The sequence below is a fragment of the Orbaceae bacterium lpD04 genome (assembly GCA_036251935.1).
Taxonomy (GTDB): Bacteria; Pseudomonadota; Gammaproteobacteria; order Enterobacterales; family Orbaceae; genus Orbus; species Orbus wheelerorum.
Genome location: CP133967.1, coordinates 1018643 through 1043003 on the forward strand (window position 1 = coordinate 1018643; position 24361 = coordinate 1043003).

Sequence of the window (24361 nt, forward strand, 5' to 3'; positions counted from 1 at the left end):
TAGATAACTCAATTTAGCCTCAAGCAGATAGTAAGGGTTATATGATAAGAATTGGACATGGTTTTGATGTACATCGTTTTGGTGATAAGGGGCCGCTCACTTTAGCTGGGGTCAAAGTTCCTTATGAACAAGGTTTTATTGCTCATTCTGATGGCGATGTTGTTTTGCATGCGGTGACTGATGCACTGCTTGGTGCTTTAGCGCTTGGTGATATCGGCAAACATTTCCCTGATACGGATAATCAATATCAAGGTATTGATAGTCGTATATTATTAAAAAAAGTATTTAATTTAATTAAATCAAAGGGATATGCTTTATCTAACCTTGATATTACCATCATAGCGCAAGCGCCAAAGATGCAAGAGTATATACCACAAATGCGTGTGAACATTGCTGAAGATTTAGAAGCGCATTTCGACTTAGTTAGTGTTAAGGCAACAACGACTGAACAATTAGGATTTACTGGTCGTAAAGAAGGGATCGCCTGCGAAGCAGTTTTGCTGCTACAAAAAATAACCGATAAATAAAAGGGTATAACGTGTTAGATAAATTAGAGTATTTATATGGCGAACCTGCCGTCAAAGGATTATATAAGCAATCTGATGCTGATTTTTTTGTTAAAGAAGATCTTGGCTATGAGCTTGACGGTGAAGGGGAGCATGTCTTTATTAATATTCAAAAACAAAATTGTAATACTCTCTTTGTCGCGGAGCAGCTTGCTAAGTTTGCCGGAATTTCACCTAAATTAGTTGGTTATGCCGGTTTAAAAGATCGCAATGCGATCACTGAGCAGTGGTTTGGTTTACATATTCCAGGTAAATTAACGCCGGATTTTAGCCTATTTACGCTTGATGGTTGTAAAATTTTACAAGTTAAAAGACATACTAAAAAATTACGGATAGGCAATTTAAAAGGTAATTTTTTCTCTCTTGTATTAAGGGATGTTGATAATCAAGCTGAAGCTGAGCAGCGTTTAAATTTTATTCAAGCGAGCGGCGTACCTAACTATTTTGGTGAGCAGCGCTTTGGTAAAAATAATAACAATATTACACAAGCAATGTTATGGGCTAAGGGCGAAATAAGCGTTAAGGATCGCAAAAAACGAAGTTTTTATTTATCTGCCGCGCGTAGTGCGATTTTTAATGGCATTGTGAGCAAGCGCATAAAACAAAAATTAAATACGACAGTCCTTTGTGGTGATATTTTACAATTAGTTGACCGTGGTAGCTGGTTTGTTGCAGAGCAACTTGAGCTCGAAACATTACAGCAAAGAGTAATGAATAACGAGCTGAATATTACCGCGCCAATGCTAGGTGATAACGGGCCACAAACAAAAGATGAAGCATTATCTTTTGAGCAACAATATATCGATAATAATTGGTCTGAATTTTTAACTTTATTTAAGCAAGAACGGATGGAAACTTCGCGTAGATCGAGTTTATTAAGGCCAAAAAATATCAATTGGACATGGCAAGATAGCAAAACATTACAAGTCGAATTTTGGTTACCAGCAGGAAGTTATGCAACAGCTGTATTACGAGAACTAATATCATAATTAGGTTTTAAGGATTAATATCGATGCCAAATCTTAAAATGAAATTACTCATTTCTCAGTTAAAAGATCTTGGGATAAATGATCCCAAAGTACTCAAAGCGATATCTGCGATCCCAAGGGAGCGTTTTATTGATGAGGCATTATCACACCAAGCTTACGACAATCGCTCTTTACCAATTGGGGCCGGGCAAACTATTTCCCAGCCTTATATTGTTGCTAAAATGACTGAATTACTACAGCTTAAGCCTAATTCTAAAGTACTTGAAATTGGCACTGGCTCAGGATACCAAACCGCAATATTAGCTTATTTAGTTGAACATGTTTGTTCGGTTGAGCGCATTAAAAGCTTACAATGGAACGCCAAACGGCGATTAAAACAACTCGATATTCATAACGTTTCTACTCGACATGGTGATGGTTGGCTGGGCTGGCCAGAAAGAGCCCCGTTTGATGGTATTATCGTTACGGCTGCAGCAACAGAGATCCCCAAAGATTTGGTTTATCAATTGGCTGACAAAGGGCGATTAATTATCCCCGTTGGCGATAATGAACAATCCTTGCAAGTGATTGAACGTGATAGTGATAAATTTAGTTTAGCCAAAATTGAACCTGTGAAGTTTGTCCCATTAGTTAAAGGTGAATTACGTTAAGCGATTAATCATATAATGACCTTGTTTAACGTTAATTTAATATCTCAATGTTTTATATGATAATTATTAATATAGTTACTTTTCGTTAAATTTTTGTTGTAAGGTATCATTATAGTGAAAATTAAAGTTTAAATTAATGCTATTTTTATTGATAATAGTAATTAACCAATTTTGACTGCAAATATAACTTACTCCATATAACCACAACCGCTTTTATTATATACTAACCGCAAAATAGTATTCGTCATGTAAAAGGATTAAGTCAATATGTTATACGGTTTTGATATTGGTGGCACAAAAATTGAGATCGGTGTATTTGACGATGCATTAAATCCTTTATGGACTAAAAGAATAAAAACCCCATTAGATAGCTATTACTCTTTTTTACAAAGTATTATTTCTTTGACTAATGAAGCTGATCACCTGTTTTCACAGTCGAGCCAAGTTGGTATTGGTATACCTGGATTTATTAATAATAAACGAAGTATTTATACAACCAATATCCCCGTTGTAAGTCATCAACCTTTCGCCTCAGATCTCGAAAAAGCGATAAAGCGGCCAATATTTATTAATAATGATGCCAATTGTTTTGCTTTATCTGAAGCTTTTAACGATGAGTTAAAACCTTATCAAACAATCTTAGCGGTTATTCTTGGTACGGGGCTTGGTGGTGGTATTGTGGTTAATCATCAGGTTATATCTGGGTTAAATGGCTGCGCAGGTGAAATTGGTCATATTCGGTTACCTATTGATGCACTAAATATTTTAGGGCGAGATATGCAGATACTTGCTTGTGGTTGCGGATTATCTGGCTGCGCAGAGAAGTATCTGTCGGGTAATGGATTTGAGTGGCTATACCAATATTTTTATCAAGAGCCTTTTAGTGCTAAACAAATCATAGAGCGATATTATCACGGTGATCAAGTCGCTAAACTGCATGTAGATCGTTACTTCGAACTATTAGCGGCTTATTTAGGCCATTTAATGATGATTATTGATGCTGAGGTCATAGTTATTGGTGGTGGGCTGTCTAATTTTGATGCTATTTATCAAGATGTTCCATCACGTATCGGTAAATATATCTTACCTAAAATGACTCTGCCGCGGCTTGAAAAAGCCCGATTCGGTGATTCAGGTGGAACGAGAGGCGCTGCATTATTATGTTTAAGGCCATCAAATATTGAATAATTAAATAAAAAGGAACTATTATGAAACTTAGAACGATCGTACCATTGCTCCTATTATGCTCAATACCGTTTATTTCGCCGCAAGTCTTTGCAAGTGAAGTTGTTGGTCAAGTTGATTTAACGAAAGTTACTTTGTTTTTAAAAGGCGCTGAATTACAAGGTTCGACTGTTGTAAAAGTACCAAAAGGCGAAAGTGAAATATGGCTAACGCACTTAGCAAATACGATTGATAATAATTCAATTAATGTCAGTTTAGATAATAAAGCAATGATTTTAAGTACATCATTAGTAAATGACTATATTGCCAAAAAAGGGGAATCAGATGCGCTTAAACAATTACGCAGCTCTTTAAAACAGCTCGAAGATGAACGAGGAATATTAAATATTAAGCTCACGGCAATTAATGAAGAAATTGCACTGTTACAAGGTAATCGTATTGATACCATCATTAAGCCTAACGGATCATTAGTTGATGCAAAAAAAGCGATTAATTTTGTTAAAGATAATTTAGTTAATGCGCTAACTGATCAGTTAGCCGTAAAATCAAAACTAAATACTCTAAATAGCCAAATTGCGCAATATCAGTCACAAATTAACCAACAAGATGGTGGTGATAATAAGCCACAAAAAGCAATTAAAGTAAAAATTTACACTCAAGAAAGTACATCGCTTCCAATCTCACTCTCTTATGTTACCCCAGAGGCGGGTTGGACGCCGGTTTATGATGTTAGAGTATCTAATATCAGTTCGCCTTTAGATTTAACTTATAAAGCAAATGTTTATCAATCTAGCGGCCTGAACTGGAATAATATTGATTTTACACTTTCAACTGCAAATCCAAGTGAAGGTATAACTGCACCTTTGCAAAAACCTTGGAATATCTATTTAAATGAAAGTAATAAAGCATTTTATAGCCCATCTGCCAAACCAGCTATGGCTCAATATGAAATGTTAGCCGTTAAAGACCAACGTTCGATAAGTAGCAGTCTCACTCATTATGTAACAACGGATAATAATGGCTTAAACCTGCAATATACGATTAAATTACCTTATACCATTAGTGGATATAGCAACGATAATATTTTAACGCTAAAAGAACGTAATATTTCTGCCGAGTATCGTTATATTTCTGTACCAAAACTCGACAGCAATGCCTTTTTACAAGCACAAATTAGCGATTGGGATCAGCTTGAGCTATTACCCGGTAAGGCTACGGTTTTTTATGCCGGTAATTATATTGGTGAAAGCTTTATTACCACCCAAGGGGTTAAAGATACACTTAATATTTCGCTAGGACGTGATAAAGAGATTCTTATTACACGAAATCAAGATTTAAATGAAACATCAAAACCATCATTTTTCGGTAATGACGTCTCTCAAAAATTTGCTTATACAATTGATGTTCGAAATACTAAAAATGTGCCGGTCGATATAACTATTTATGATCAACTGCCGGTAATTCAAAATAAAATTATCAGCTTAGATGACGCAAAATACGTAGGTGCAGATTATCAAAAAGATACCGGATTATTAACGTGGAATTTTAATTTGAAAGGGAAAGAAGTTAAACAACTCCCATTTAGTTTTAAAATTAATTACCCAAAAGATAAGGCTGATAGTATTATTGGCTTATAATCTCGAGCGATATCATATTTTATGGTTAGTAACATTGCATTATTAGATAAACTTAAATCAAGTGGATTAATTGTACCACTTGATTTTCATCTCGCGCTTTTTTTTAGCCGCCGCGCTAACCTAACTGACCCGTTGGCACAGGCTAGATTTGCATTTTTAGTGGTTTGGTTAAGTGTAGAGGTTAGGGCTGGTCATGTTTGTATTAACTTAGATGATATAACCCAAGTTAATTTAGAATATCGTTTTGGCTTTGAACGAATAAATAACCTTTATGCTGATTTAGGCAATCCTAAACTGACTGATTGGCTGTCAACATGTCACTTGGTCGGACAAAATATGGTAAGTGATGGCGAAATGCTTTCACCTTTTGTATTAAATAAACATCGATTCTATTTTCAGCGTATGTGGCAATATGAAAAGCAAGTTGCTAACTATTTTAATCATACTATTTGCTTAAATAAGCCAACTTCACTTGCGATCAAAGAGTTAGATATACTTTTTCCAGCAAACTATGCTAGTGCTGAAATTGATTGGCAAAAAGTTGCAACCGCGTCGGCAATTACTCAGCAAGTTGCAATTATTTCTGGTGGCCCGGGAACTGGCAAAACGACAACCATCAGTAAAATTTTGGCGACATTAGTTGCTGTTCATCGCCAACAATTTCAATCCGATCTCCGCATAGTTGCTGCGGCGCCAACAGGTAAAGCTGCGGCTAGGTTAACTGAGTCATTGTCCGCAGCTGTTGCAACATTACCTATCGATGACTCAATAAAAGAACGTATTCCAATTGAGGCCGTCACGTTACATCGTTTACTTGGTGCAAGGATTGATAGCAATAAATTTCTTTATCATAAAGACAACCCGTTGAGTGTTGATATTTTATTAATAGATGAAGCTTCGATGGTTGATTTGCCGATGATGTCAAGTATTATTGCAGCGCTACCAAAACACGCTCGATTAATTCTATTAGGTGATAAAGAGCAATTGTCATCGGTAGAGGCTGGCGCCGTTTTTGGTGATTTATGTGAACTCCTTGCACATGGTTATAGCCATCAGCATACTTTGATAATTAAGCAATTAACTGGATATCAATTAGATGCTACAAATAATCATCCATCTATTGCAGATAGTATCTGTTTGCTTCAAAAAAGTTATCGTTTTGCCAGTCAATCAGGGATTGGTATCTTAGCAAACTTGATTAAAATCGGTGATAGCCAAGAAGTCATTAGGTTACTTACTCATCATCAATATCAAGATATTTATTTTTATAATATGACAACAAGTGAGCAATATGAGCAAGCTATCGAAAGCTGTGTTAGTCATTATCAATCTTATTTACACACGATAACGCCAAGTCTTCTTGATGTCGAAATTATTTTGTCTTCTTTTGCCAAGTTTCGTTTACTTTGTGCATTGAGAGATGGGCCATTTGGTGTGCAAGGATTAAATAAACTAATTGAGAATTTATTATTGGAAAAAGGCAGTATTTCACGAAGAAAGCAAGATGCTTGGTATATTGGCAGGCCAGTGATGATTTTGAAAAATAGTTTTTCATTAGGTTTATTTAATGGCGACATAGGTATAACACTGCCCGCCGCAGATGATAGTAATAAATTGAAAGTCTATTTTTTACTACCTAATGGTGAAATAAAAGCGGTATCTCCATTTCGGTTACCTGAACATGAAACGGCTTATGCAATGACTATTCATAAATCTCAAGGGTCGGAGTTTGAGCATGTCGCAGTTATTTTACCAAACCAGCACTCGCCATTGCTAACACGTTCGTTACTTTACACCGCGGTAACTCGGGCGAAACAGACTATTTCTCTGTATTCATCTAAAACAATATTAGAAAAAACCATCAGTAGCAAAATTAATCGTCAAAGTGGCTTAGCTGATCTATTAGTTTAGCAATTATCGGGTATATAAATTGAATAAAAGGGCCTTATGGCCCTTTTTATAAACTAGTGGATAATCTTGGCAAGAAAATCTTTCGCGCGGTCTGATTGTGGATTATTGAAAAACTGCTCTTTAGACGTATCTTCAATAATTTCACCTGCATCCATGAAAATAACGCGATTTGCAACTTTACGCGCAAATCCCATTTCATGAGTAACAACCATCATGGTCATGCCTTCATAAGCAAGCTCAACCATAACATCTAATACTTCATTAACCATTTCAGGATCAAGCGCTGACGTTGGTTCATCAAATAACATTACCACCGGATCCATACATAATGCTCTTGCAATTGCAACGCGTTGCTGCTGGCCACCAGAAAGCTGACTTGGCAATTTATTGGCATGGCCAGATAAACCTACTCGCTCTAATAACGAGAGTGCTTTTTCTTTTGCTTCAGCCTCTGAGCGACCTAATACTTTTACTTGAGCCAACGTTAAGTTTTTTAAAATGGTTAGGTGAGGGAATAGCTCGAAGTGTTGGAATACCATCCCCGCTTTTGAACGAAGCGTCGCCAAATTAGTCGATTTGCTAGTGACTTCTGTCTCGTCAATAAAAATCTGACCTGATTGAACAGGCTCAAGGCCATTGATGGTTTTAATTAGTGTTGATTTTCCTGAGCCAGAAGGGCCACAAACTACAACAACTTCACCTTTATTGACTTCTGTTGAGCAATTTTTTAAAACTTGGAATTTGCCATACCATTTTGAAATATTTTTTAAGGAAATCATTTTTAGTCCTTTTTCAAATAACTAACTAAACGCGATGCACTAAAGCTGATAATAAAATAACTAAGCGCTGCAAAAATAATCATTGAGTATTCTGCTGTGCCGCCTTGCACTTTACCAACTAGAGTGACACTTGCACCAAATAGGTCAATAAGGCTCATAACATAAACTAATGAGGTATCTTGAAATAAGATAATGCCTTGTGTCAATAATAACGGCAGCATCGCTTTAAACGCTTGTGGTAATATAATTAAGCGCATAGTTTGACTTTTAGTCATACCTAACGCAAATGCTGCATGGTACTGTCCTTTGCTTACAGCATTAATCCCTGCCCGAATAATCTCAGAATAGTAGGCTGCTTCAAATAGTGCAAATGCAATCATCGCACAAGCAACCCTCACATCGGCATAAGGTGGCAAGTTAAATATATACTTTATCATTTGTGGGAATACAAAATAGAACCACAATAATACTAGTAATAACGGGATAGACCGAAATAACGTAACATATGTTTTAGCAAACGCTTTTAGAATTTTATTATTAGATAAACGCATTAAAGCAAGTACTGTACCCCAAATAATTCCAAAAACAATTGCTGTTACGGTGATTTTTAGTGTCAAACCTAAACCGTCTAATAAAACTGCGGAATTATCGATAACAAGAGAGGGGATATCAGCAATCCATGTTAAAAGCTGCATTGTTAACCTCCACTCTTAGTTAAGCGCATTTTCTTTTCAACAATACGCATAATTGTAATAATTGCATAGTTGACTAATGCAAAGGCAATTGTTACGCCACATAGTATTTCAACAATACTGTTTGTTGATTCATTAATACGGTCGATTTGACCGGTTAAATCAAGTAAACCAATTGTTGATGCAACTGATGAGTTTTTAATAATGTTCGTCATTTCCGATGTGAGTGTTGGTATTATTTTGCGGTAAGCATTAGGTAGCAAAATATAGAAATAAGTTTGGCTCTTGGTTAATCCTAATGCTAATGCCGCATATTTTTGCCCTTGCGGTAAAGTTTGTAGCCCAGTTCTAACTTGCTCGGCAATACGCGCTGAGGTAAATAAGCCTAGTGCAATGGTTGCTAGCATGAATATTTGGATCCGAGGATCAAGGTCTTGCATAAACCAAGTTTTAAAAGAACCACTAAGCATTTGAGGTACGAGTGTATACCATAGAAATATTTGTACTAGTAACGGAATATTACGGAACATATTAATATAGCAAACAGCGAGTTTCCTCATTATTTTACTATCTAATGTTCGCATAATACCTATCATAGAGCCAAATATAAAAGCAATTATCCAGGCACATACGGCTAATGATACAGTGATCATTAAACCATCTAAAAGCCAGTATAAATATATACCATCACCATAAGGTGTGGATTCAAAAAATAGATTCCAATTAAAATTCATAATATCAATTTATCAGGTGTGCATTAAATATTTAGTTAATATTTAATGCAGGGATTAATAAGAATAACGAAAATTAATCTAATGCGTTATCATTCGGTGCTGCAAATAATTCCACCATTTTAGGTGAAATTTCTAGATCCATATTGGCACCTCTTGGTGGTACAGGCTTAGTAAACCAACGGTTATAAGATTCTAATGCTTTTCCAGAAGTTTGAGCTTGCGCAATTGTTTTATCCATTAATTGCTTAAATTGCTCATCACCTTTTCTAATCATACAACCATAAGCTTCGTAAGATAAAGGCTCTGCAACAATTGTCCAGTCAGATGGATTAATCGCTCTTGAACGTTCACCAGCAAGTAGGGCATCATCCATTAGAAATGCAGCGGCACGTCCGGTTTCTAAGGCTTTAAATGCATCGCCATGGTCTTTTGGTGTAACGATTCGCATTTTTAAATTATTTTTATTATTGATCTGATTTAAACGGATTTCAGAGGTTGTCCCTGCTGTTGTAACCACATTTTTACCTTTAAGGTCATCAATACTATTGATTCCGCTATCTTTTTTAACTAAAAAACGCGTACCAACAATAAAAATAGTGTCAGAAAAATCAACCACTTTTTGTCGTTCAAGATTATTAGTTGTCGAACCACATTCAAAATCATAAGTATAATTATTTAATAATTGGATTCGTGTTTTTGAGGTAACAGGTAGATATTTCACCTGTAAATTTGGCATATTTAATTCTTTTTTGACAGCATCAACAATCAAATTAGAATAATCTTGTGAATAACCAATTATATTTTGGTCGTTATCATAATAAGAAAAAGGTACTGAGGATTCTCGGTGACCAACGACAATTACGCCAGAGTCTTTTATTTTAGCTAATGTTCCTGTTAGTTCTTCTGCGTGAGCTGCAGAGTGAACTAATCCAAGTAGTGCAAAAGACAAAATTAATTGTGTTAATTTACCTTTGGATTTTTTTTGATTAATCATAATCATCTCCTTTTTTCTAAAATTACGGTGCTATGAAAATATGACTTACTTATCTCTAGCAGCCGTTTATTATAACCGATTTTTGCTTACAAATGTATTATTTTTGCATACTTATGCTTTTGCCTAGCATCAGTGTATTTTATGGCAAAGTACTCTATAAGAATATAAGCAAGAAATATGCCATATTTATTTTATATTTTTTCGGCGTACAAAAATAATAATAACGAAAATAACTAATAGCGCATAGTATGGGTAATTTCCCCATCTAGCGTAAGGTGTTAATCCTATATTAGGGTTAAGAGTAATTGATAGAGTTGTTGTCTGAAATTGTGGCAGCTGTTTGGCTATTGTGCCTTTAGGTGTAATAATAGCAGTGATACCATTGTTGGTGCTACGCAGTAGTGTACGACCAAATTCTAACGCTCGGGTTCTTGCCATTTGCAGATGTTGCCAAGGCCCGATGCTATTACCAAACCAGGCATCGTTTGAAACTGTAAGTAAAAAATCAGTATCTGGTGTGAAATTATGCCATAGTAGATCTGATAAAATAACTTCATAACAAATGACCGTTGAAAATTTAAATCCTTTCATTATCAGAGGCTTTTGAATAGCAGGTCCTGCTGACATTGATGACATAGGAATATTAAGCATCTTAGCAATAGGTGATAAAAGTGATTGTAAAGGGATATATTCACCAAAAGGAACTAAATGATGTTTGCTATAACGGTTTTGAGTTGGGTACTGATACGGCACCAAATCACCTAATACAATTAACGTATTATATATTTGATAATCATCAATTTGTTTTTTTAAATCGATAATTCCAACTGCAACGGATGTATCATTTTGCCGTGCATATTGATCAAGCGCCATAAGATAAGGCTGCTGATTACGTTCAAAATCAGTAATTGTTGCTTCAGGCCAAATGATAATATCGCTATCTTTAATGTTTTGTTGTGTTAATTGCGAATAAGTATCAAGAGTCTTATTAAGCTGTTCACTACTCCAACGCAGTGATTGTGCAATATTACCTTGAACAAGTGTTACATTGGTTTGACGTGAAAGATCGGTCTGCGTCCAATTTATAAATTTGAACCAGAATGACGCGGCAAATATCACCAATATAGTGCAAATGGCACTGTAAATAGGCAATTTGTTTTTTGAACTTTGCCAACCGTGTAGCGTGAATTGATGTAATAAATAAGCGAAAAAGCCACAACAGATAGCAAAAATTAAATTTACACCGCTAATGCCAACAATAGGGAATAATCCTGCAAGAGGTGAATCTAATTGGCTATAGCCAAATTGTAACCAAGCAAAACCATTTAATAATGTGCTACGAAGATATTCGGTGATTTGCCAAACTAAAGGTGCCAAAATAACAAACTGTTTGAGTGAATAAGCTGGGCATACATTATTAAGCAGGCGTAGCATAATGGCAAATATCATTGGATATAATGCTAAATAAGCAACCAATAGGCTTAAAATAATCACTGCAACTAAGGTAGGTAAATCACCATATTGATTGATACTAACATAAACCCAATGAACGCCAGATAAAAAGTAGCCAAATCCCCACGCAAAAGCAATTAGCGCAGTTTTTTTGATGGATTTTTGTTGGATTAGCAATAATAGGCCAATAAATGAAACATAAGCAAGTGGCCAAATATCAAAGGGTGAATAGCTTAAAACAGCTATTGCACCCAATAGAAAACTTAATATTACTCGAACTAGCGGTGATTTAGTCATGCTTACAGCGATTTATCTAAATCGGGTTCAGGTGTACCTTCTGGAAGAGTCACATGCAACTGAATAATACGTCGCTTATCAGCTAAAACTACTTTAAATTGATAGCCGGAAATTGTTGTTGTTTCCCCTTTAACTGGTAAGCGACCAAACTGTTGCATAACTAACCCTCCAACAGTATCCACATCTTCATCACTAAAGTTGGTATCAAATATTTCATTAAAATCTTCAATATTAGTTAATGCGCGTACGGTATATATTAAAGGTGAAAGCTTACGAATATCACGATCTTCTATTTCATCATATTCATCTTCGATATCACCGACAATTAGTTCGAGTACATCTTCAATTGTAACTAAGCCCGAGACACCACCAAATTCATCAATTGCAATTGCCATGTGGTAGCGCTGCATACGGAATTCTTTTAACATGTGATCAACACGTTTTCCCTCAGGCACAACTACAGCCGGGCGAAGAATTTTTTGCATATCAAAAGATTCATGGCCCTGTCCCATAAAAACGAGTAAATCTTTAGCAAGTAAGATCCCTTCTATATGATCGCGATCTTCACTAATAACGGGGTAACGCGAATGTCCATATTCAAAAATAATATCTAAACATTCGTTAAGTGTATAATTGACTTTAATCGGTACGATTTGATTACGAGGGATCATTATATCGCGAACACGTTGTTCGGCTATGTCCATAACACCTTCTATCATATCGAGTGTATCAGGATCGATTAGTTTATTTCCCTGTGCTTCACGAATCAGCTCGATTAGTTCATTCCGATTTTGTGGCTCGGAGCTGAATAATTGACTTAACCATAACGTAAATCCTTTTTTAGGTTTCCGGTGATTGTCGTCGTTCATTATACTTTTTTCCTTTTTTATATGTAATTAGTAAATTTCTATATTTGCTTTGAGATAATATCAATATCGTGCATATACTGCAAGATACAAGTCGGTTGATTTATCTATGATCTTGTTTACATCATTTCGTTAAAAAATTGTTGTAATAGTCTATTATATCATAAAATTAGTAAGGATTATCAAATCCTAATTCAGCCATAATTTCTATTTCTAAGCTTTCCATTTCTTCGGCTTCTTCGTCTTCAATATGGTCATAACCTAATAAATGTAAACAGCCATGGGTTATCATATGTGCCCAATGAGAAGATAATGACTTATTTTGCTCTTTTGCTTCTTGTTCAACAACTTGTTTGCAAATAATTAAATCACCAAGTAATGGTGTTTCAATTTCAACTGGTGATTCAAAGGGAAAGGACAATACATTCGTCGGTTTATCTTTGTGTCTATAGGTGCTGTTTAGTTGTTGGCTTTCCATTTCATCAACAATACGAATGGTTAACTCAGCATTACTCATAAATGGGCGTAAAATGAGGTTCAACCAAAGGTTTATTTGCTCTTCAGATGGCAGGTTTTGCTGATCTTTTGTCGCAATTTGTAAATCTAAAATAATACTATCCATTTCGTCTATTCTCGATGATAAGGATGATTTGTAGTAATACTCCATGCACGATAGAGGCTTTCAACAACAATAACTCTTACTAATGGATGAGGAAGGGTAAGGGGAGATAGTGACCAACTTTGCTGCGCTGCTAATTTACATGCAGGTGCTAAACCCTCAGGGCCGCCGATTAATAAACTAATATCACGACCGTCTGATTTCCATTTTTCCAATTGCTGCGCAAGTTCACCAGTTGTTAATGGTTTACCTGGAATATCTAAGGTAACAATTAGGTTATTCTTACCACAACTGGCTAGCATTTGCTCGCCTTCTTTATCAAGAATTCTCGCAATATCAGCATTTTTTGTTCGCTTTCCGGCAGGAATTTCAACTAACTCAAAAGGCATATCTTTAGGGAAGCGCGATGAATAATCCTCAAATGCGGTGGTTACCCATTTGGGCATTTTCGTACCAACAGCAATAAGCTGGATTTTCATAACTTACTGTGCCCAAAGCTTTTCAAGTTCATAAAGCTGTCGACTTTCTTCTTGCATTACATGAACCATAACAAAATCCATATCGACAACAACCCAATCAGCACTCGCTTGACCTTCTGCGCCTAATACTAAATATCCATTTTTTTTCGCTTCATCTAATAAGTTAGATGCAATAGAACTAACGTGGCGAGTAGATGTGCCTGTACATATTATCATATAGTCGGTAATGCTTGATTTGCCTCTTACATCAACAGTAACTATGTCTTTACCTTTTAAATCATCAATCTTGTCAATGATAAAATCTTGAAGTGATTGTTGCAAAATAATCCTCTTTTGTCGTATTTAATTTGATCCTTATGATAGCATATTTTTATATTAGAGAGTAGGCGCCTTATATCATAAATTATGTGAGTAAAATACTTATCATCGATGATTACTAAATTTTAATGTATTAGCTAATCAGCTAACACATGTACATTTTTTTTATTACTTGATTTTATTTTAAAAACCTTTTAGCAAATAGTGTTTAAACAGGAATACTATGCGGTTATGCATAAAATAATTAATAATTATTGTTGTTCAGCTTACAAGTGTACGCTATAATCTATCTCGTCTTCTATGCACATGTGCATTATATTTAATAAGCGGAGTTTTAGGTTAATGAAACGAGTTGTGATAACGGGTTTAGGTATTTTATCAAGCATTGGTAATAATAAACAAGAAGTGTTAGATTCACTAAAAGTAGGCAAAAGTGGCATCACTTTTTCACAAGAAATGAAAGACAGTGGAATGCGTAGCCATGTTTGGGGCAATGTAAAATTAGATACAGCTGGCTTAATTGACCGCAAAATTGTTCGTTTTATGAATGATGCATCTATCTATGGCTATTTGGCAATGCAGCAAGCAATTGAAGATTCTAAATTAACCCCTGAACAAGTCTCAAATCCAAGAACTGGTTTGATTGCCGGATATGGTGGTTCGACAAAAACTCAATATGCGGTTGTTGCTGGTATGAAAGAAAAAGGTTTACGAGGTGTGGGTCCCTACGCAGTGACTAAATCAATGTCATCTGCCATTTCAGCTTGTCTTGCAACGCCATTTCAAATCAAAGGCGTAAGCTATTCAATGACATCAGCTTGTGCAACGTCAGTTCACTGTATTGGTCACGCAGCAGAGCTTATTCAATTAGGCAAACAAGATGTTGTTTTTGCCGGCGGTGGTGAAGAACTATGCTGGGAAATGTCTTGTGAATTTGATGCGATGGGCGCCTTATCAACTAAATATAACGATAATCCTGAAAAAGCATCACGCGCTTATGATGCGGGGCGTGATGGGTTTGTTATTGCTGGTGGCGCAGGAATGGTTGTTGTTGAAGAGCTAGAGCATGCACTTGCTCGTGGTGCACATATCTATGGTGAAATTGTTGGCTATGCTGCAACCTCTGATGGATATGATATGGTTGCTCCGTCAGGTGAAGGTGCATTACGTTGTATGCAGCTTGCGACAGCTGATGTTAATACACCTATTGATTACATTAATACTCATGGCACTTCGACTCCTGTTGGTGACGTAAAAGAACTGTGGGCAATTAAAGAAGCGTTTGGTGATAATATTCCGGCACTTTCATCAACTAAATCAATGACGGGTCACTCTTTAAGTGCGACTGGAGCACAAGAAGTGATATATTCATTGTTGATGTTAGAAAATAATTTTATTACCCCAAGTATCAATATTGATGAGCTTGATGATGCAGCTAAAGGTATGAATGTAATAACTAAGCCAACCGAAAGAGAGTTGACGACAGTAATGTCAAATAGCTTTGGTTTTGGTGGTACGAATGCGACAATTGTATTAAGAAAATTATCGTAATTCTTATTTTAGTTTGTAAAAAAGCGCTTAATTATAGCGCTTTTTTTATTGTGGAAATTCTATTATAGAACTTTACTTAGAAATAGTTTTGTTCTTTCAACTTGTGGATTTTTAAATATTTGTTCTGGTGAACCCTGTTCTTGAATAATGCCCTGATCAATGAAAATAACTCTGTTTGACATCTCTCTGGCAAATCCCATCTCGTGAGTTACGACGATCATTGTCATCCCTTCAATGGCAAGCGATTTCATCACCTCAAGCACTTCACCAACGAGTTCAGGATCGAGCGCTGAAGTTGGTTCATCAAATAGCATAACTTTAGGATCCATCATTAATGCTCTTGCAATCGCAACTCGTTGTTGTTGTCCGCCAGATAGTTGCGATGGGTAAGCATCAATTTTATCGATTAATCCTACTTTAATAAGTAATTTTTCAGCTTTTGCAATGGCATCTGTTTTAGATATATTTTTAACATCCATGGGCGCTAAAATTAAATTATCTAATACCGACATATGAGGAAATAAATTAAAGCGCTGAAATACCATGCCAACGGTTTCTCTTAGCTTATTTAGATTAGTTTTATAGTCATGAACTTTAAAATTATTAATAATAATTTCACCAGAGGTAATATCTTCTAGCGCATTAATGCAACGTAAAAAGGTGCTTTTACCTGAGCCTGATGGCCCGATAATTGATATTACTTCTTGCTCTTGAATATCACAAGAGATCCCTCGTAACACATGAACATTACCGAATTTTTTTTGTAAATTATTAATGTGAATCACTTTTACCTAACCTTTTTTCCATATACCTAACGAGTAATGAAAGTAAGAATGTCATTGACCAATAGACTAAAGAAATAACTAAATAAGGCTCATCATAAGAAGCATAGGCAGCGCCAGCAGTTCTTGCGGCAAATGCTAAGTCAGCAAGGCCAATAGCAGCCCCTAACGACGAGTCTTTTAATATCGCAATCGCATTATTGCCTAGTGGTGGTAACATGCGCCGAAAAGCTTGTGGCAAAATAACTTTACGCATTGTACTTGCGTAAGACATACCTAATGAACGAGCAGCTTCTAGTTGACCTTTATCAATAGATTGAATGCCGGCTCGAAATATCTCAGAGATATAGGCGCCTGCATTTAATGTGATCGCTAGAATACATGAGATAAATGCACCATATTGGGTGCGAAGAAAACGGGCGGTATCAACTGAAATAAGGTAGTCAGAAACGAGTATGCCATCACGAGGGTTTAATAAAAAAGGCATAATTATATAATATGCTACCATTATCTGTACAAAAAGTGGTGTTCCCCTAAATGCACTGACATAAATTCGAGTTGGCCACTGTATAAAAAAGTATAATGCGTATTTCCAAAAACCATGCTTAGCTTCAGCCATTCGGCCGATCCCTAAAAGAAGTCCCCAAAAGGTCCCCAATATAACGCAGATAATTGTACATGTAATTGTCATCATTGCCCCATCTACAAAAAGAGGGCGATATTCAGTGATAATTTCCCAGTTAAATCCCATAGCTAATTTTAACTTCCTTTATATTAATACTTATTGAATAGGTAATGTTGGGACATTGTTATCGAACCATTTTTGATAAATTTTCGCATAGGTTCCGTTACTAACAATCATTTTTAGTCCTGTATTGAGCTTATTTTGTAATTCTAGATTACCTTTAGCAACCGCAATACCGAAATATTGTTGTTCAAAATGATTGTCATAAATTAAATCAAAATCCTTATCTGGATTCATTTTAATATAAAACTTAACCACGCCAACATCACCTACCGCAGCGTCAAGTCCTTCTTCATATAATTCTTGTAACAAGAGTGGGGTATTATCAAAACGTTTAATAGCAGTACTATTTTTACCTAATATTTTTGATACGACGATATCAGCTGTACTGCCATTTACCACTCCGATAGTATATTTAGCTAAGTCAGTTATTGATGATATTTTTGAAGGTTTTTGTGTCACAATAACCTGCTCTGCGGGAAAGTAAGGTAATGAAAAATCAACACTTGTTTTTCTTTTATCCGTAATTGTGATCCCAGAAATAACAATATCTCGTTCGCCATTTTTCAAGCTCGCGAAAATACTTTCCCAAGGCGTATTAATCAATTGGATATTAAAATTTTCAGCTTCAGCTATTGCCTTAATAATATCAATATCAAATCCTTCTAATTGTTTTTTACTATTTTCATATTCAAAAGGTCTATAGGTGCCACCAGCACCAACAATATAGGTTGGTTCAGTTGCATTAGTGATATTAGTAATCAGTAAGCTACTAATAATGAGTAAAGTTGATAATATTCTAAAATACATATTTATTCTCTTTTTGTGCATAAATATTTAAATGAATATAAAGATTATTTAACTGTTTTGCAAGATTATTATTACGCTTATTTTAAACCTTTATATTAATCCAATGATTATTAGATAGATATAAAATAATATCGCTTTAATATCGCTCACCTTTATATAATATTAATTTTTTAAATCATTGTGATTTTAATCAAGAAATAAAGGATTAACTGTGTATGAAGGTAACAGTATTATCGCTATCAATTTTGCCTCTACTTTCTAATTTTTGATTAAACTTGTCTTGAATTCGAGCGTAAATATAAGTGAGATTAATTTGAATAATTCGACATTCTGGTTTATTTTATTGCATTGGATTAAATTTATTGGTATTAAAACGATATTCTAAGGAACGATATGCAGCCGTCATTTAAACAAAGGCAACAACAGATCTCTTTTGTTAAATCTTATTTTGCAGAACAACTTGCACAAAAATTATCATTAATTGAAGTTCAAGCACCGATTTTAAGTCAGATTGGCGATGGTGTTCAAGATAATTTGTCTGGCAGTGAGAAAGCAGTTCAGGTAAAAGTTAAGTGTATTCCTGATGCAAATTTTGAAGTTGTACACTCACTTGCAAAATGGAAACGTAAAACTTTAAGCCTAAATCATTTTGCTGTTGGTGAAGGTCTGTATACGAATATGAAAGCATTACGCCCAGATGAAGACATGTTATCACCAATTCATTCGGTGTATGTTGATCAATGGGATTGGGAAAAAGTGATCTCACCTCAAGATCGTACGTTAAAATTCCTAAAATCGACAGTAGAAAAAATTTATCAAGCATTAAAATCAACAGAAACTGAAATCGTTAAACAATATGGTATAAAAGGTTTTTTACCGCAAACGATAACATTTATTGACAGTGAAAGTTTATTACAGCGTTACCCAGATCTTTCTGCAAAAGAGCGTGAAAATAAAATAGCGGAAGAATTTGGTGCAGTATTTATTATCGGTATTGGTGGCAAGTTATCAAATAATGAAAAGCATGATGTCAGAGCGCCAGATTATGATGATTGGAGTACACAAAATGAAGACGGCCATTTAGGCTTAAATGGTGATATTATTGTATGGAATCCTGTGTTAAAAAGTGCATTTGAGATTTCTTCAATGGGAATTCGAGTCGATCCAACTGCATTAAAAAAACAGCTTGAACTGACTAATGATGAAGCTAGACTACAATTTGATTGGCATAAACTACTTATGAATGGTAATTTATTACAAACAATTGGTGGTGGCATCGGTCAATCGAGATTAGCAATGTTATTATTACAATTAAGGCATATTGGGCAGGTACAATCAAGTGTTTGGGATAATAATACCAAAGAGCAATATGATAATTTATTATAAGTTTTGATAATCTAATTTAAAAAAATGAGCGCTTTATGCGCTCATTTTTTATCATACTAGTTAATATCAGAGCAGTTTAAGCAATATACATATCGGCTTTGTGGATCGTTAAGGTTATCCCAAAGTGCGATATGTTGTTGTAGCTGAGCTGATTGAGAAAGCTGGTTATAGATTATTTCTAGCGCAGACTTCGGTAATATTGCTGAATAATCAGCAAACAATGAGGCAAAGAAACTTGTTTCTGATTTTTGCCAATCAATCACATAATCTGATATTCCGGCTAAAGATGCTGCTTTTTTTACTGCATCATCAAAATCACCTAATTTATCAACTAAACCAATTTGTTTTGCTTCTTCGCCAAGCCATACTTGACCTTGTGCAATATGATCAACGTCTTCAGTGCTCATATTACGAGACTCGGCAACGAGTGAAACAAAGTTATCATAGCCATTTTCAATATTCATTTGAATAAGCTGATTTGCATCATCAGATAAATCTTTTGATACACTAATATCGGCAAGAGGCGATGTCGATACACCATCGGTATGAATACCAATATGTGCTAACGAATTTTCAAAGGTAGGGATTATGCCAAAAATACCAATTGAACCTGTAATTGTATTTGGGCTGGCAATAATATAATCAGATTGCGTAGCAATCCAATATCCACCCGATGCTGTCATTCCGCCCATGGAAACAACAACAGGAATATCTTTTTCTCTTAATACTTTAATTTCACTTCTGATTGCTTCTGATGCATATACTCCACCTCCTGGGCTGTTGATACGTAATACAACAGCACGTATATTGTCATTTTTACCAATATCTCGAAGTTGTTTAGTGATACTATCACTGCCTGCAACATTATTCGCACTTTCACCAGTGCTAATTGTGCCATCGACAAAGACCACAGCAATAAGTGGTTTAGATGATGATTTAACTTGTTTATTAAATGATTGCATTCTATTAGGATTGAGCTGATAGTCGTAAATGCTTACTTGTGGTGCTGAATGAAAATAATTATTTAGTGCTTCATCTGCGCCATAAGAGGATAATACTTCATCTACAATACCATTTTCTAATGCGTATTCACTCATACTACCCGATACAGCCTTAAGCCTTGATAACATAATTTCTGGTGAAGGAACTAGATTAGTCGGCTCTACTTTTCGGTTATTAGCAATACTATTAAGATAATTATTCCACATCGTTGTCAGCCATCTAGTAGTATTTTCTTTGGCAGCAACTGACATATCATCTCTTAAGAAAGGTTCAACCGCTGATTTATAAGTCCCGACTCTAAATACATGCGTATTAATTTTTAAGTTATCTAATAATGATTTGAAATAAAAATTATTTGTTGAGAAACCATAAAGAGACACACTGCCTTGATTAACTAGATAAATTTTATCTGCAAGACTTGCCAAATAATATTGCTTTTGATCAAAATAGCCACCAACAGCATATATCGGTTTACCTTTTGCTTTAAAAGCCGTTAGATATTTACCTAAATACTGTAAGCTAGGTAGGTCTGCTCCTGCAAAATTATCTAATTTTAAAATTATTCCCTCGATTCCTGGGTCATTGGTTGCCTGAGCGATTTTTTGTGTTAATTCAAATAGGCTGTTTTGACGAGTAGGATCTGGACTATTATTGTTAAGTTTTTTACTTAATGCATAGAGGCTTTGATCGTATGACGTTGAATCAACAATAACACCTTCAAGGTCAAGTATTAATACACCAGAATTTGGCGTATCACTTAAACCATTCGGATTATTTATTAATCCTATTAAACCGATGAAAAATAAAATAGTAAAAAAGAATATAAGATTTAAAATAATCTCTCTTATTACATTAATTGTTTTCCAGATATATTTAATACCAGTACCGATTGAGCGCCAAAAATGCATAGTAAATCCTTTATCAAATAGTATTTAATGTCGTGTATTAAGCGATTTTTAAGATGGACTATCTTTCTTTCGTTTTTTAAAATATTGCTTATCTTCCCATCTTAAGCAAGTTAATTTTCCCCCCCAGCAACAACCAGTATCTAGGGCATAGATATTTTCAGGTGTACCTTTGCCTTTTAGTGAGGCCCAATGTCCAAATGCGATACTATATTTTTGTGGGATTTTTCGTGGTAATAAAAACCAAGGTTTCAATTTACTAGGCGCTTCATCAACAGCGTCTTTACAATATAAGTCAAGGCGGCCATCTTCATAGCAATAACGCATCCGAGTAAAAGCATTAGCAATGTAACGTAAACGGTCAAGGCCTTGTAAGTCTTCACTCCAAAAATCAGGGAAATCGCCATACATCGCATCAAGAAATAGGGGATAGGTATCGCTAGATAATACATTATTTAAATCTTTAGCACATTTTAATAATGTCTCAAGATCCCATTGTGGTGAAATGCCCGCATGGCTCATAATAAGATTTAATGAGTTGTCTATTTGAACTAAGGGTTGTTTTCTAAGCCAATTAATTAATTCGTCACAATCTGAGGCGGAAAAAATATCATTGATATGATCTTTCTTGTGATTTTTAGTAATGCCAGCGTATACAGCAAGTAAGTGAAGATCGTGATTACCAAGCGTTAATCTGATTTGTTGGCTATGTTGTTTAACAAACCTAAGAACTCCAAGTGAATTTGGTCCCCGAGCAACAAGATCACCTGTCAACCAAACTATATCATTGCTATTAAAATCTGCCTTTTCAAGCACTCGCATAAACTCATCATAACAACCATGAATATCACCAATGAGTAAATTTGACATGATCACATACTCATTTGGCTGTAAGCATTAGCTAATTCACAATATTGCTGGAGTGTTAAATTTTCTGCCCTTAAATCTAAATTAATATTAAGATTCGCTAATTGTTCTGCCGTAAATAATTGACCTAAGCTATTACGAATCGTTTTCCTTCGCTGATTAAATGCTGCTGCAGTAATTCGAGATAAAGAATTGATATCATTAACAGGATAAGGAATTGTTTGATGTGGAATTAGCTTCACTACCGCAGAATCTACTTTAGGCGAAGGCTTGAATGCTGATGGTGGCACTTCTAATACGGGAATAATTTGACAATAATATTGTGCCATTACGCTAAGTCTGCCGTAAGTTTTTGAGTTTGGCGCAGCAACGAGGCGATTGACGACTTCTTTTTGTAACATAAAGTGCATATCGCTAATTGCATGGGTATACTCAAAAAGATGAAACATTAAAGGAGTTGAAATATTGTAAGGTAGGTTACCAAATACCCTTAGCGGTTGATTCATTTTTTTAGATAACTCAGTAAAATTAACGGTCATTGCATCTTGTTCAATAACGGTTAATTTATCTTTTAAAAATGGGTTAGCAATTAATCTTGCCGCTAAGTCTCTATCAATTTCAATAACGGTTAAATGATCTAGATAATCACAAACAGGCAAAGTTAAAGCAGCAAGCCCAGGTCCAATTTCAACTAATGCTTGGCTTTTTTTTGGTTGGATTGCTGCAACAATATTTTGTATGACTGAATCATCTTGTAAAAAATTTTGACCAAATCGCTTACGAGCGAAGTGGCCTTGATGGACGCGATTATTCATTATGGGTTCTCTTCACCAATAATTTTTATATAGGCATCGCCTTTTAGTTCTTGAACCCAAACTTGCAATTCTTCACTAAATTTACGATTAAAGATTAAACGATAAGCCTGATCTTTTTGTGCCATATCTGTTCTGTCTACATTTCGAGTATCAATAAGCTCGATTAAATGCCAACCGAAAGCTGACTTAATAGGCTGGCTTATTTCACCTTTTTTAAGTTTTAATAGCGCATTTTTAAATCCGCTATCATATCTATCTGGGTTATTCCAGCCGAGTTCTCCGCCTTTTTCTGCTGAACCAGGATCTTCTGAATAGCTTTTAGCCGCAGCTTCAAAAGTTGTATTACCTTCTTTAATCGATTGACTAATATCAAGTAATTTTTGTTTAGCCATATCATCTGTTACTAATAAATTAGTTTTTATTAAAATATGCTTAGCGTTGACTTCTTTAACCGTGATGGTTTTAGCTGCTTCAGCCCTTATTCCATCAACTTTTAATATATGATAACCAACACCTGAGCGTAGTGGGCCAATGATATCGCCTTTTTGTGCTCGAATAAGTCTTTCTTCAAAAATAGTCGGCAACTCATTAAGTTTGTGCCATCCCATGCTGCCGCCTTTTAAAGCATTTTGATCATTAGAATAGGTTGCAGCAAGCTTGGCAAAACTTTCACCATTTTGTAAGCGATTTATGACGTCTTTAGCTTTCGATGTCACATTTTCAAGTTGTTGTTTAGTCGGATTTTCAGGAATAGAAATAAGAATATGGCTAACATTAATTTCACGATTATTCATGGGTTGTTTTGCGATAGTACTTGCAAGCGCTTCCACTTCCTTGTCACTGATATTGATACGCTGTCCTACTTGGCTCATTCGTGTACGATCAATTAGCATATCTTTACGCATTTTATCTCGGTAGCTTGAGTAACTTACTCCCATTTTAGTTAAATATCCGCGCAGCTCATCGAGAGTCATACCATTTTGTTTAGCAATATTTTTAATAGTAGCAGTGACTTCATCATCGCTGACGTTGACCTGAGCTCTATTTGATTGTTGTAAAATAAGATTCTCATTTATAAGTTGGTCGATAATTTGATGGCGTAATGTTGCATCATCAGGTAAATTTTTAGGATTTGCTGTTGATTTAATGTTTTTGAGCATTTCATTAACGTCACTGCTCAAAATAACATTATTATTCACAACAGCAACAACGCTCTCAACTTGGCGTGGTGCAGCATGAGTAGTTGAACATACAAATAAAGTAATCAACAGGGTAGAAGCAATCTTTTTAATCATTTTAAGTAACTTAATCATATTAATATCGTTAGTCA

The 24361-nt window shown here is 35.2% G+C and carries 24 protein-coding genes; 8 read left to right on the top strand and 16 right to left on the bottom strand.

The window, feature by feature from the left end; genetic code table 11:
* Nucleotides 1–41 precede the first annotated feature (41 nt).
* The 6 genes from ispF (at nt 42) to recD (ending at nt 6938) form a co-directional block, all read left to right on the top strand.
* Complete coding sequence (gene ispF / locus RHO14_04720) at nt 42–527, top strand: 2-C-methyl-D-erythritol 2,4-cyclodiphosphate synthase (GenBank protein ID WVD72105.1); 486 nt, start codon at nt 42–44, stop codon at nt 525–527.
* A gap of 11 nt (nt 528–538) precedes the next feature.
* Nucleotides 539–1555 (top strand): tRNA pseudouridine(13) synthase TruD, encoded by a 1017-nt coding sequence (truD, locus tag RHO14_04725; GenBank protein WVD72106.1) that lies wholly within the window; start codon nt 539–541, stop codon nt 1553–1555.
* 23 nt (nt 1556–1578) lie between these two features.
* The gene (locus RHO14_04730; GenBank protein WVD72107.1) at nt 1579–2205 is read left to right on the top strand and encodes a protein-L-isoaspartate(D-aspartate) O-methyltransferase; all 627 of its coding nucleotides are present in this window, start codon (nt 1579–1581) and stop codon (nt 2203–2205) included.
* A gap of 267 nt (nt 2206–2472) precedes the next feature.
* On the top strand, nt 2473–3393 hold the full coding sequence (gene nagK, locus RHO14_04735) for an N-acetylglucosamine kinase (GenBank protein WVD72108.1): 921 nt from the start codon (nt 2473–2475) through the stop codon (nt 3391–3393).
* Nucleotides 3394–3413: 20 nt separating this feature from the next.
* The gene (locus RHO14_04740) at nt 3414–5027 is read left to right on the top strand and encodes a DUF4139 domain-containing protein (GenBank protein ID WVD72109.1); all 1614 of its coding nucleotides are present in this window, start codon (nt 3414–3416) and stop codon (nt 5025–5027) included.
* Nucleotides 5028–5048: 21 nt separating this feature from the next.
* Nucleotides 5049–6938, top strand: a complete 1890-nt coding sequence (recD, locus tag RHO14_04745; GenBank protein ID WVD72110.1) for an exodeoxyribonuclease V subunit alpha — start codon at nt 5049–5051, stop codon at nt 6936–6938.
* Between the two features lie 53 nt (nt 6939–6991).
* Here recD and RHO14_04750 read toward each other — a convergent pair whose 3' ends face one another.
* The 9 genes from RHO14_04750 to rsfS form a co-directional block, all read right to left on the bottom strand.
* A complete protein-coding gene (locus RHO14_04750; protein ID WVD72111.1) occupies nt 6992–7717 on the bottom strand; it encodes an amino acid ABC transporter ATP-binding protein in 726 nt (241 codons plus the stop codon).
* 2 nt (nt 7718–7719) lie between these two features.
* Nucleotides 7720–8412, bottom strand: a complete 693-nt coding sequence (locus RHO14_04755) for an ABC transporter permease subunit (GenBank protein ID WVD72112.1) — start codon at nt 8410–8412, stop codon at nt 7720–7722.
* 2 nt (nt 8413–8414) lie between these two features.
* Nucleotides 8415–9143 carry an amino acid ABC transporter permease gene (locus RHO14_04760; protein WVD72113.1) on the bottom strand — a complete coding sequence of 243 codons (729 nt, stop codon included), beginning with the start codon at nt 9141–9143 and terminating at the stop codon, nt 8415–8417.
* A 73-nt stretch (nt 9144–9216) separates the two neighbouring features.
* Nucleotides 9217–10137: a glutamate/aspartate ABC transporter substrate-binding protein gene (locus RHO14_04765; GenBank protein ID WVD72114.1), complete on the bottom strand. Its 921-nt coding sequence runs from the start codon at nt 10135–10137 to the stop codon at nt 9217–9219.
* A gap of 186 nt (nt 10138–10323) precedes the next feature.
* Entirely contained in the window at nt 10324–11886 is a 1563-nt protein-coding gene (lnt, locus tag RHO14_04770) for an apolipoprotein N-acyltransferase (protein WVD72115.1), read from the bottom strand.
* Nucleotides 11887–11888: 2 nt separating this feature from the next.
* On the bottom strand, nt 11889–12755 hold the full coding sequence (corC, locus tag RHO14_04775; GenBank protein ID WVD72116.1) for a CNNM family magnesium/cobalt transport protein CorC: 867 nt from the start codon (nt 12753–12755) through the stop codon (nt 11889–11891).
* 166 nt (nt 12756–12921) lie between these two features.
* Nucleotides 12922–13374 carry an rRNA maturation RNase YbeY gene (gene ybeY, locus RHO14_04780; GenBank protein WVD72117.1) on the bottom strand — a complete coding sequence of 151 codons (453 nt, stop codon included), beginning with the start codon at nt 13372–13374 and terminating at the stop codon, nt 12922–12924.
* 5 nt (nt 13375–13379) lie between these two features.
* Nucleotides 13380–13850 (bottom strand): 23S rRNA (pseudouridine(1915)-N(3))-methyltransferase RlmH, encoded by a 471-nt coding sequence (rlmH, locus tag RHO14_04785; GenBank protein ID WVD72118.1) that lies wholly within the window; start codon nt 13848–13850, stop codon nt 13380–13382.
* A gap of 3 nt (nt 13851–13853) precedes the next feature.
* Nucleotides 13854–14174, bottom strand: coding sequence for a ribosome silencing factor (gene rsfS / locus RHO14_04790; protein ID WVD72494.1), 321 nt, complete (start codon nt 14172–14174; stop codon nt 13854–13856).
* 336 nt (nt 14175–14510) lie between these two features.
* Here rsfS and fabB point away from each other — a divergent pair, with 336 nt between their 5' ends.
* On the top strand, nt 14511–15719 hold the full coding sequence (gene fabB / locus RHO14_04795) for a beta-ketoacyl-ACP synthase I (protein ID WVD72119.1): 1209 nt from the start codon (nt 14511–14513) through the stop codon (nt 15717–15719).
* 62 nt (nt 15720–15781) lie between these two features.
* Here the strand turns inward: fabB and RHO14_04800 are convergent, their stop codons facing one another.
* From RHO14_04800 to RHO14_04810, 3 genes are read right to left on the bottom strand one after another with little or no spacing between them, the layout of a single operon-like run.
* Nucleotides 15782–16504 (bottom strand): amino acid ABC transporter ATP-binding protein, encoded by a 723-nt coding sequence (locus tag RHO14_04800; GenBank protein WVD72120.1) that lies wholly within the window; start codon nt 16502–16504, stop codon nt 15782–15784.
* Nucleotides 16491–17252 (bottom strand): amino acid ABC transporter permease, encoded by a 762-nt coding sequence (locus tag RHO14_04805; protein WVD72121.1) that lies wholly within the window; start codon nt 17250–17252, stop codon nt 16491–16493. The genes RHO14_04800 and RHO14_04805 overlap by 14 nt, the downstream gene beginning before the upstream one ends.
* Nucleotides 17253–17282: 30 nt before the next feature.
* Nucleotides 17283–18056, bottom strand: coding sequence for a basic amino acid ABC transporter substrate-binding protein (locus RHO14_04810; protein ID WVD72122.1), 774 nt, complete (start codon nt 18054–18056; stop codon nt 17283–17285).
* Between the two features lie 393 nt (nt 18057–18449).
* On the opposite strand from RHO14_04810, the gene asnA reads away from it, so the two are divergent.
* Nucleotides 18450–19442, top strand: a complete 993-nt coding sequence (gene asnA / locus RHO14_04815; protein ID WVD72123.1) for an aspartate--ammonia ligase — start codon at nt 18450–18452, stop codon at nt 19440–19442.
* A 56-nt stretch (nt 19443–19498) separates the two neighbouring features.
* Here the strand turns inward: asnA and sppA are convergent, their stop codons facing one another.
* Genes sppA through surA form a run of 4 tightly spaced genes read right to left on the bottom strand, consistent with a single transcriptional unit; the run spans nt 19499 to nt 24344 of the window.
* Nucleotides 19499–21352, bottom strand: a complete 1854-nt coding sequence (sppA, locus tag RHO14_04820; GenBank protein WVD72124.1) for a signal peptide peptidase SppA — start codon at nt 21350–21352, stop codon at nt 19499–19501.
* A 48-nt stretch (nt 21353–21400) separates the two neighbouring features.
* Complete coding sequence (apaH, locus tag RHO14_04825) at nt 21401–22219, bottom strand: bis(5'-nucleosyl)-tetraphosphatase (symmetrical) ApaH (protein WVD72125.1); 819 nt, start codon at nt 22217–22219, stop codon at nt 21401–21403.
* Between the two features lie 2 nt (nt 22220–22221).
* Nucleotides 22222–23031: a 16S rRNA (adenine(1518)-N(6)/adenine(1519)-N(6))-dimethyltransferase RsmA gene (gene rsmA / locus RHO14_04830; protein WVD72126.1), complete on the bottom strand. Its 810-nt coding sequence runs from the start codon at nt 23029–23031 to the stop codon at nt 22222–22224.
* Entirely contained in the window at nt 23031–24344 is a 1314-nt protein-coding gene (gene surA, locus RHO14_04835; protein ID WVD72127.1) for a peptidylprolyl isomerase SurA, read from the bottom strand. Before surA ends, rsmA begins: the two co-directional genes overlap by 1 nt.
* Between the last annotated feature and the right edge of the window lie 17 nt (nt 24345–24361).

Excerpts from the sequence above, each read along its gene's own strand:
- ispF (WVD72105.1), top strand. The coding sequence starts at position 42 with ATGATAAGAATTGGACATGGTTTTGATGTACATCGTTTTGGTGATAAG.
- ybeY (WVD72117.1), bottom strand. The coding sequence starts at position 13,374 with ATGGATAGTATTATTTTAGATTTACAAATTGCGACAAAAGATCAGCAA.
- recD (WVD72110.1), top strand. The coding sequence starts at position 5,049 with ATGGTTAGTAACATTGCATTATTAGATAAACTTAAATCAAGTGGATTA.
- RHO14_04755 (WVD72112.1), bottom strand. The coding sequence starts at position 8,412 with ATGCAGCTTTTAACATGGATTGCTGATATCCCCTCTCTTGTTATCGAT.
- nagK (WVD72108.1), top strand. The coding sequence starts at position 2,473 with ATGTTATACGGTTTTGATATTGGTGGCACAAAAATTGAGATCGGTGTA.
- apaH (WVD72125.1), bottom strand. The coding sequence starts at position 22,219 with ATGTCAAATTTACTCATTGGTGATATTCATGGTTGTTATGATGAGTTT.
- sppA (WVD72124.1), bottom strand. The coding sequence starts at position 21,352 with ATGCATTTTTGGCGCTCAATCGGTACTGGTATTAAATATATCTGGAAA.
- asnA (WVD72123.1), top strand. The coding sequence starts at position 18,450 with ATGCAGCCGTCATTTAAACAAAGGCAACAACAGATCTCTTTTGTTAAA.
- rsmA (WVD72126.1), bottom strand. The coding sequence starts at position 23,031 with ATGAATAATCGCGTCCATCAAGGCCACTTCGCTCGTAAGCGATTTGGT.
- RHO14_04760 (WVD72113.1), bottom strand. The coding sequence starts at position 9,143 with ATGAATTTTAATTGGAATCTATTTTTTGAATCCACACCTTATGGTGAT.
- RHO14_04750 (WVD72111.1), bottom strand. The coding sequence starts at position 7,717 with ATGATTTCCTTAAAAAATATTTCAAAATGGTATGGCAAATTCCAAGTT.
- RHO14_04805 (WVD72121.1), bottom strand. The coding sequence starts at position 17,252 with ATGGGATTTAACTGGGAAATTATCACTGAATATCGCCCTCTTTTTGTA.
- lnt (WVD72115.1), bottom strand. The coding sequence starts at position 11,886 with ATGACTAAATCACCGCTAGTTCGAGTAATATTAAGTTTTCTATTGGGT.
- RHO14_04730 (WVD72107.1), top strand. The coding sequence starts at position 1,579 with ATGCCAAATCTTAAAATGAAATTACTCATTTCTCAGTTAAAAGATCTT.
- rlmH (WVD72118.1), bottom strand. The coding sequence starts at position 13,850 with ATGAAAATCCAGCTTATTGCTGTTGGTACGAAAATGCCCAAATGGGTA.
- corC (WVD72116.1), bottom strand. The coding sequence starts at position 12,755 with ATGAACGACGACAATCACCGGAAACCTAAAAAAGGATTTACGTTATGG.
- surA (WVD72127.1), bottom strand. The coding sequence starts at position 24,344 with ATGATTAAGTTACTTAAAATGATTAAAAAGATTGCTTCTACCCTGTTG.
- RHO14_04740 (WVD72109.1), top strand. The coding sequence starts at position 3,414 with ATGAAACTTAGAACGATCGTACCATTGCTCCTATTATGCTCAATACCG.
- fabB (WVD72119.1), top strand. The coding sequence starts at position 14,511 with ATGAAACGAGTTGTGATAACGGGTTTAGGTATTTTATCAAGCATTGGT.
- RHO14_04765 (WVD72114.1), bottom strand. The coding sequence starts at position 10,137 with ATGATTAATCAAAAAAAATCCAAAGGTAAATTAACACAATTAATTTTG.
- RHO14_04810 (WVD72122.1), bottom strand. The coding sequence starts at position 18,056 with ATGTATTTTAGAATATTATCAACTTTACTCATTATTAGTAGCTTACTG.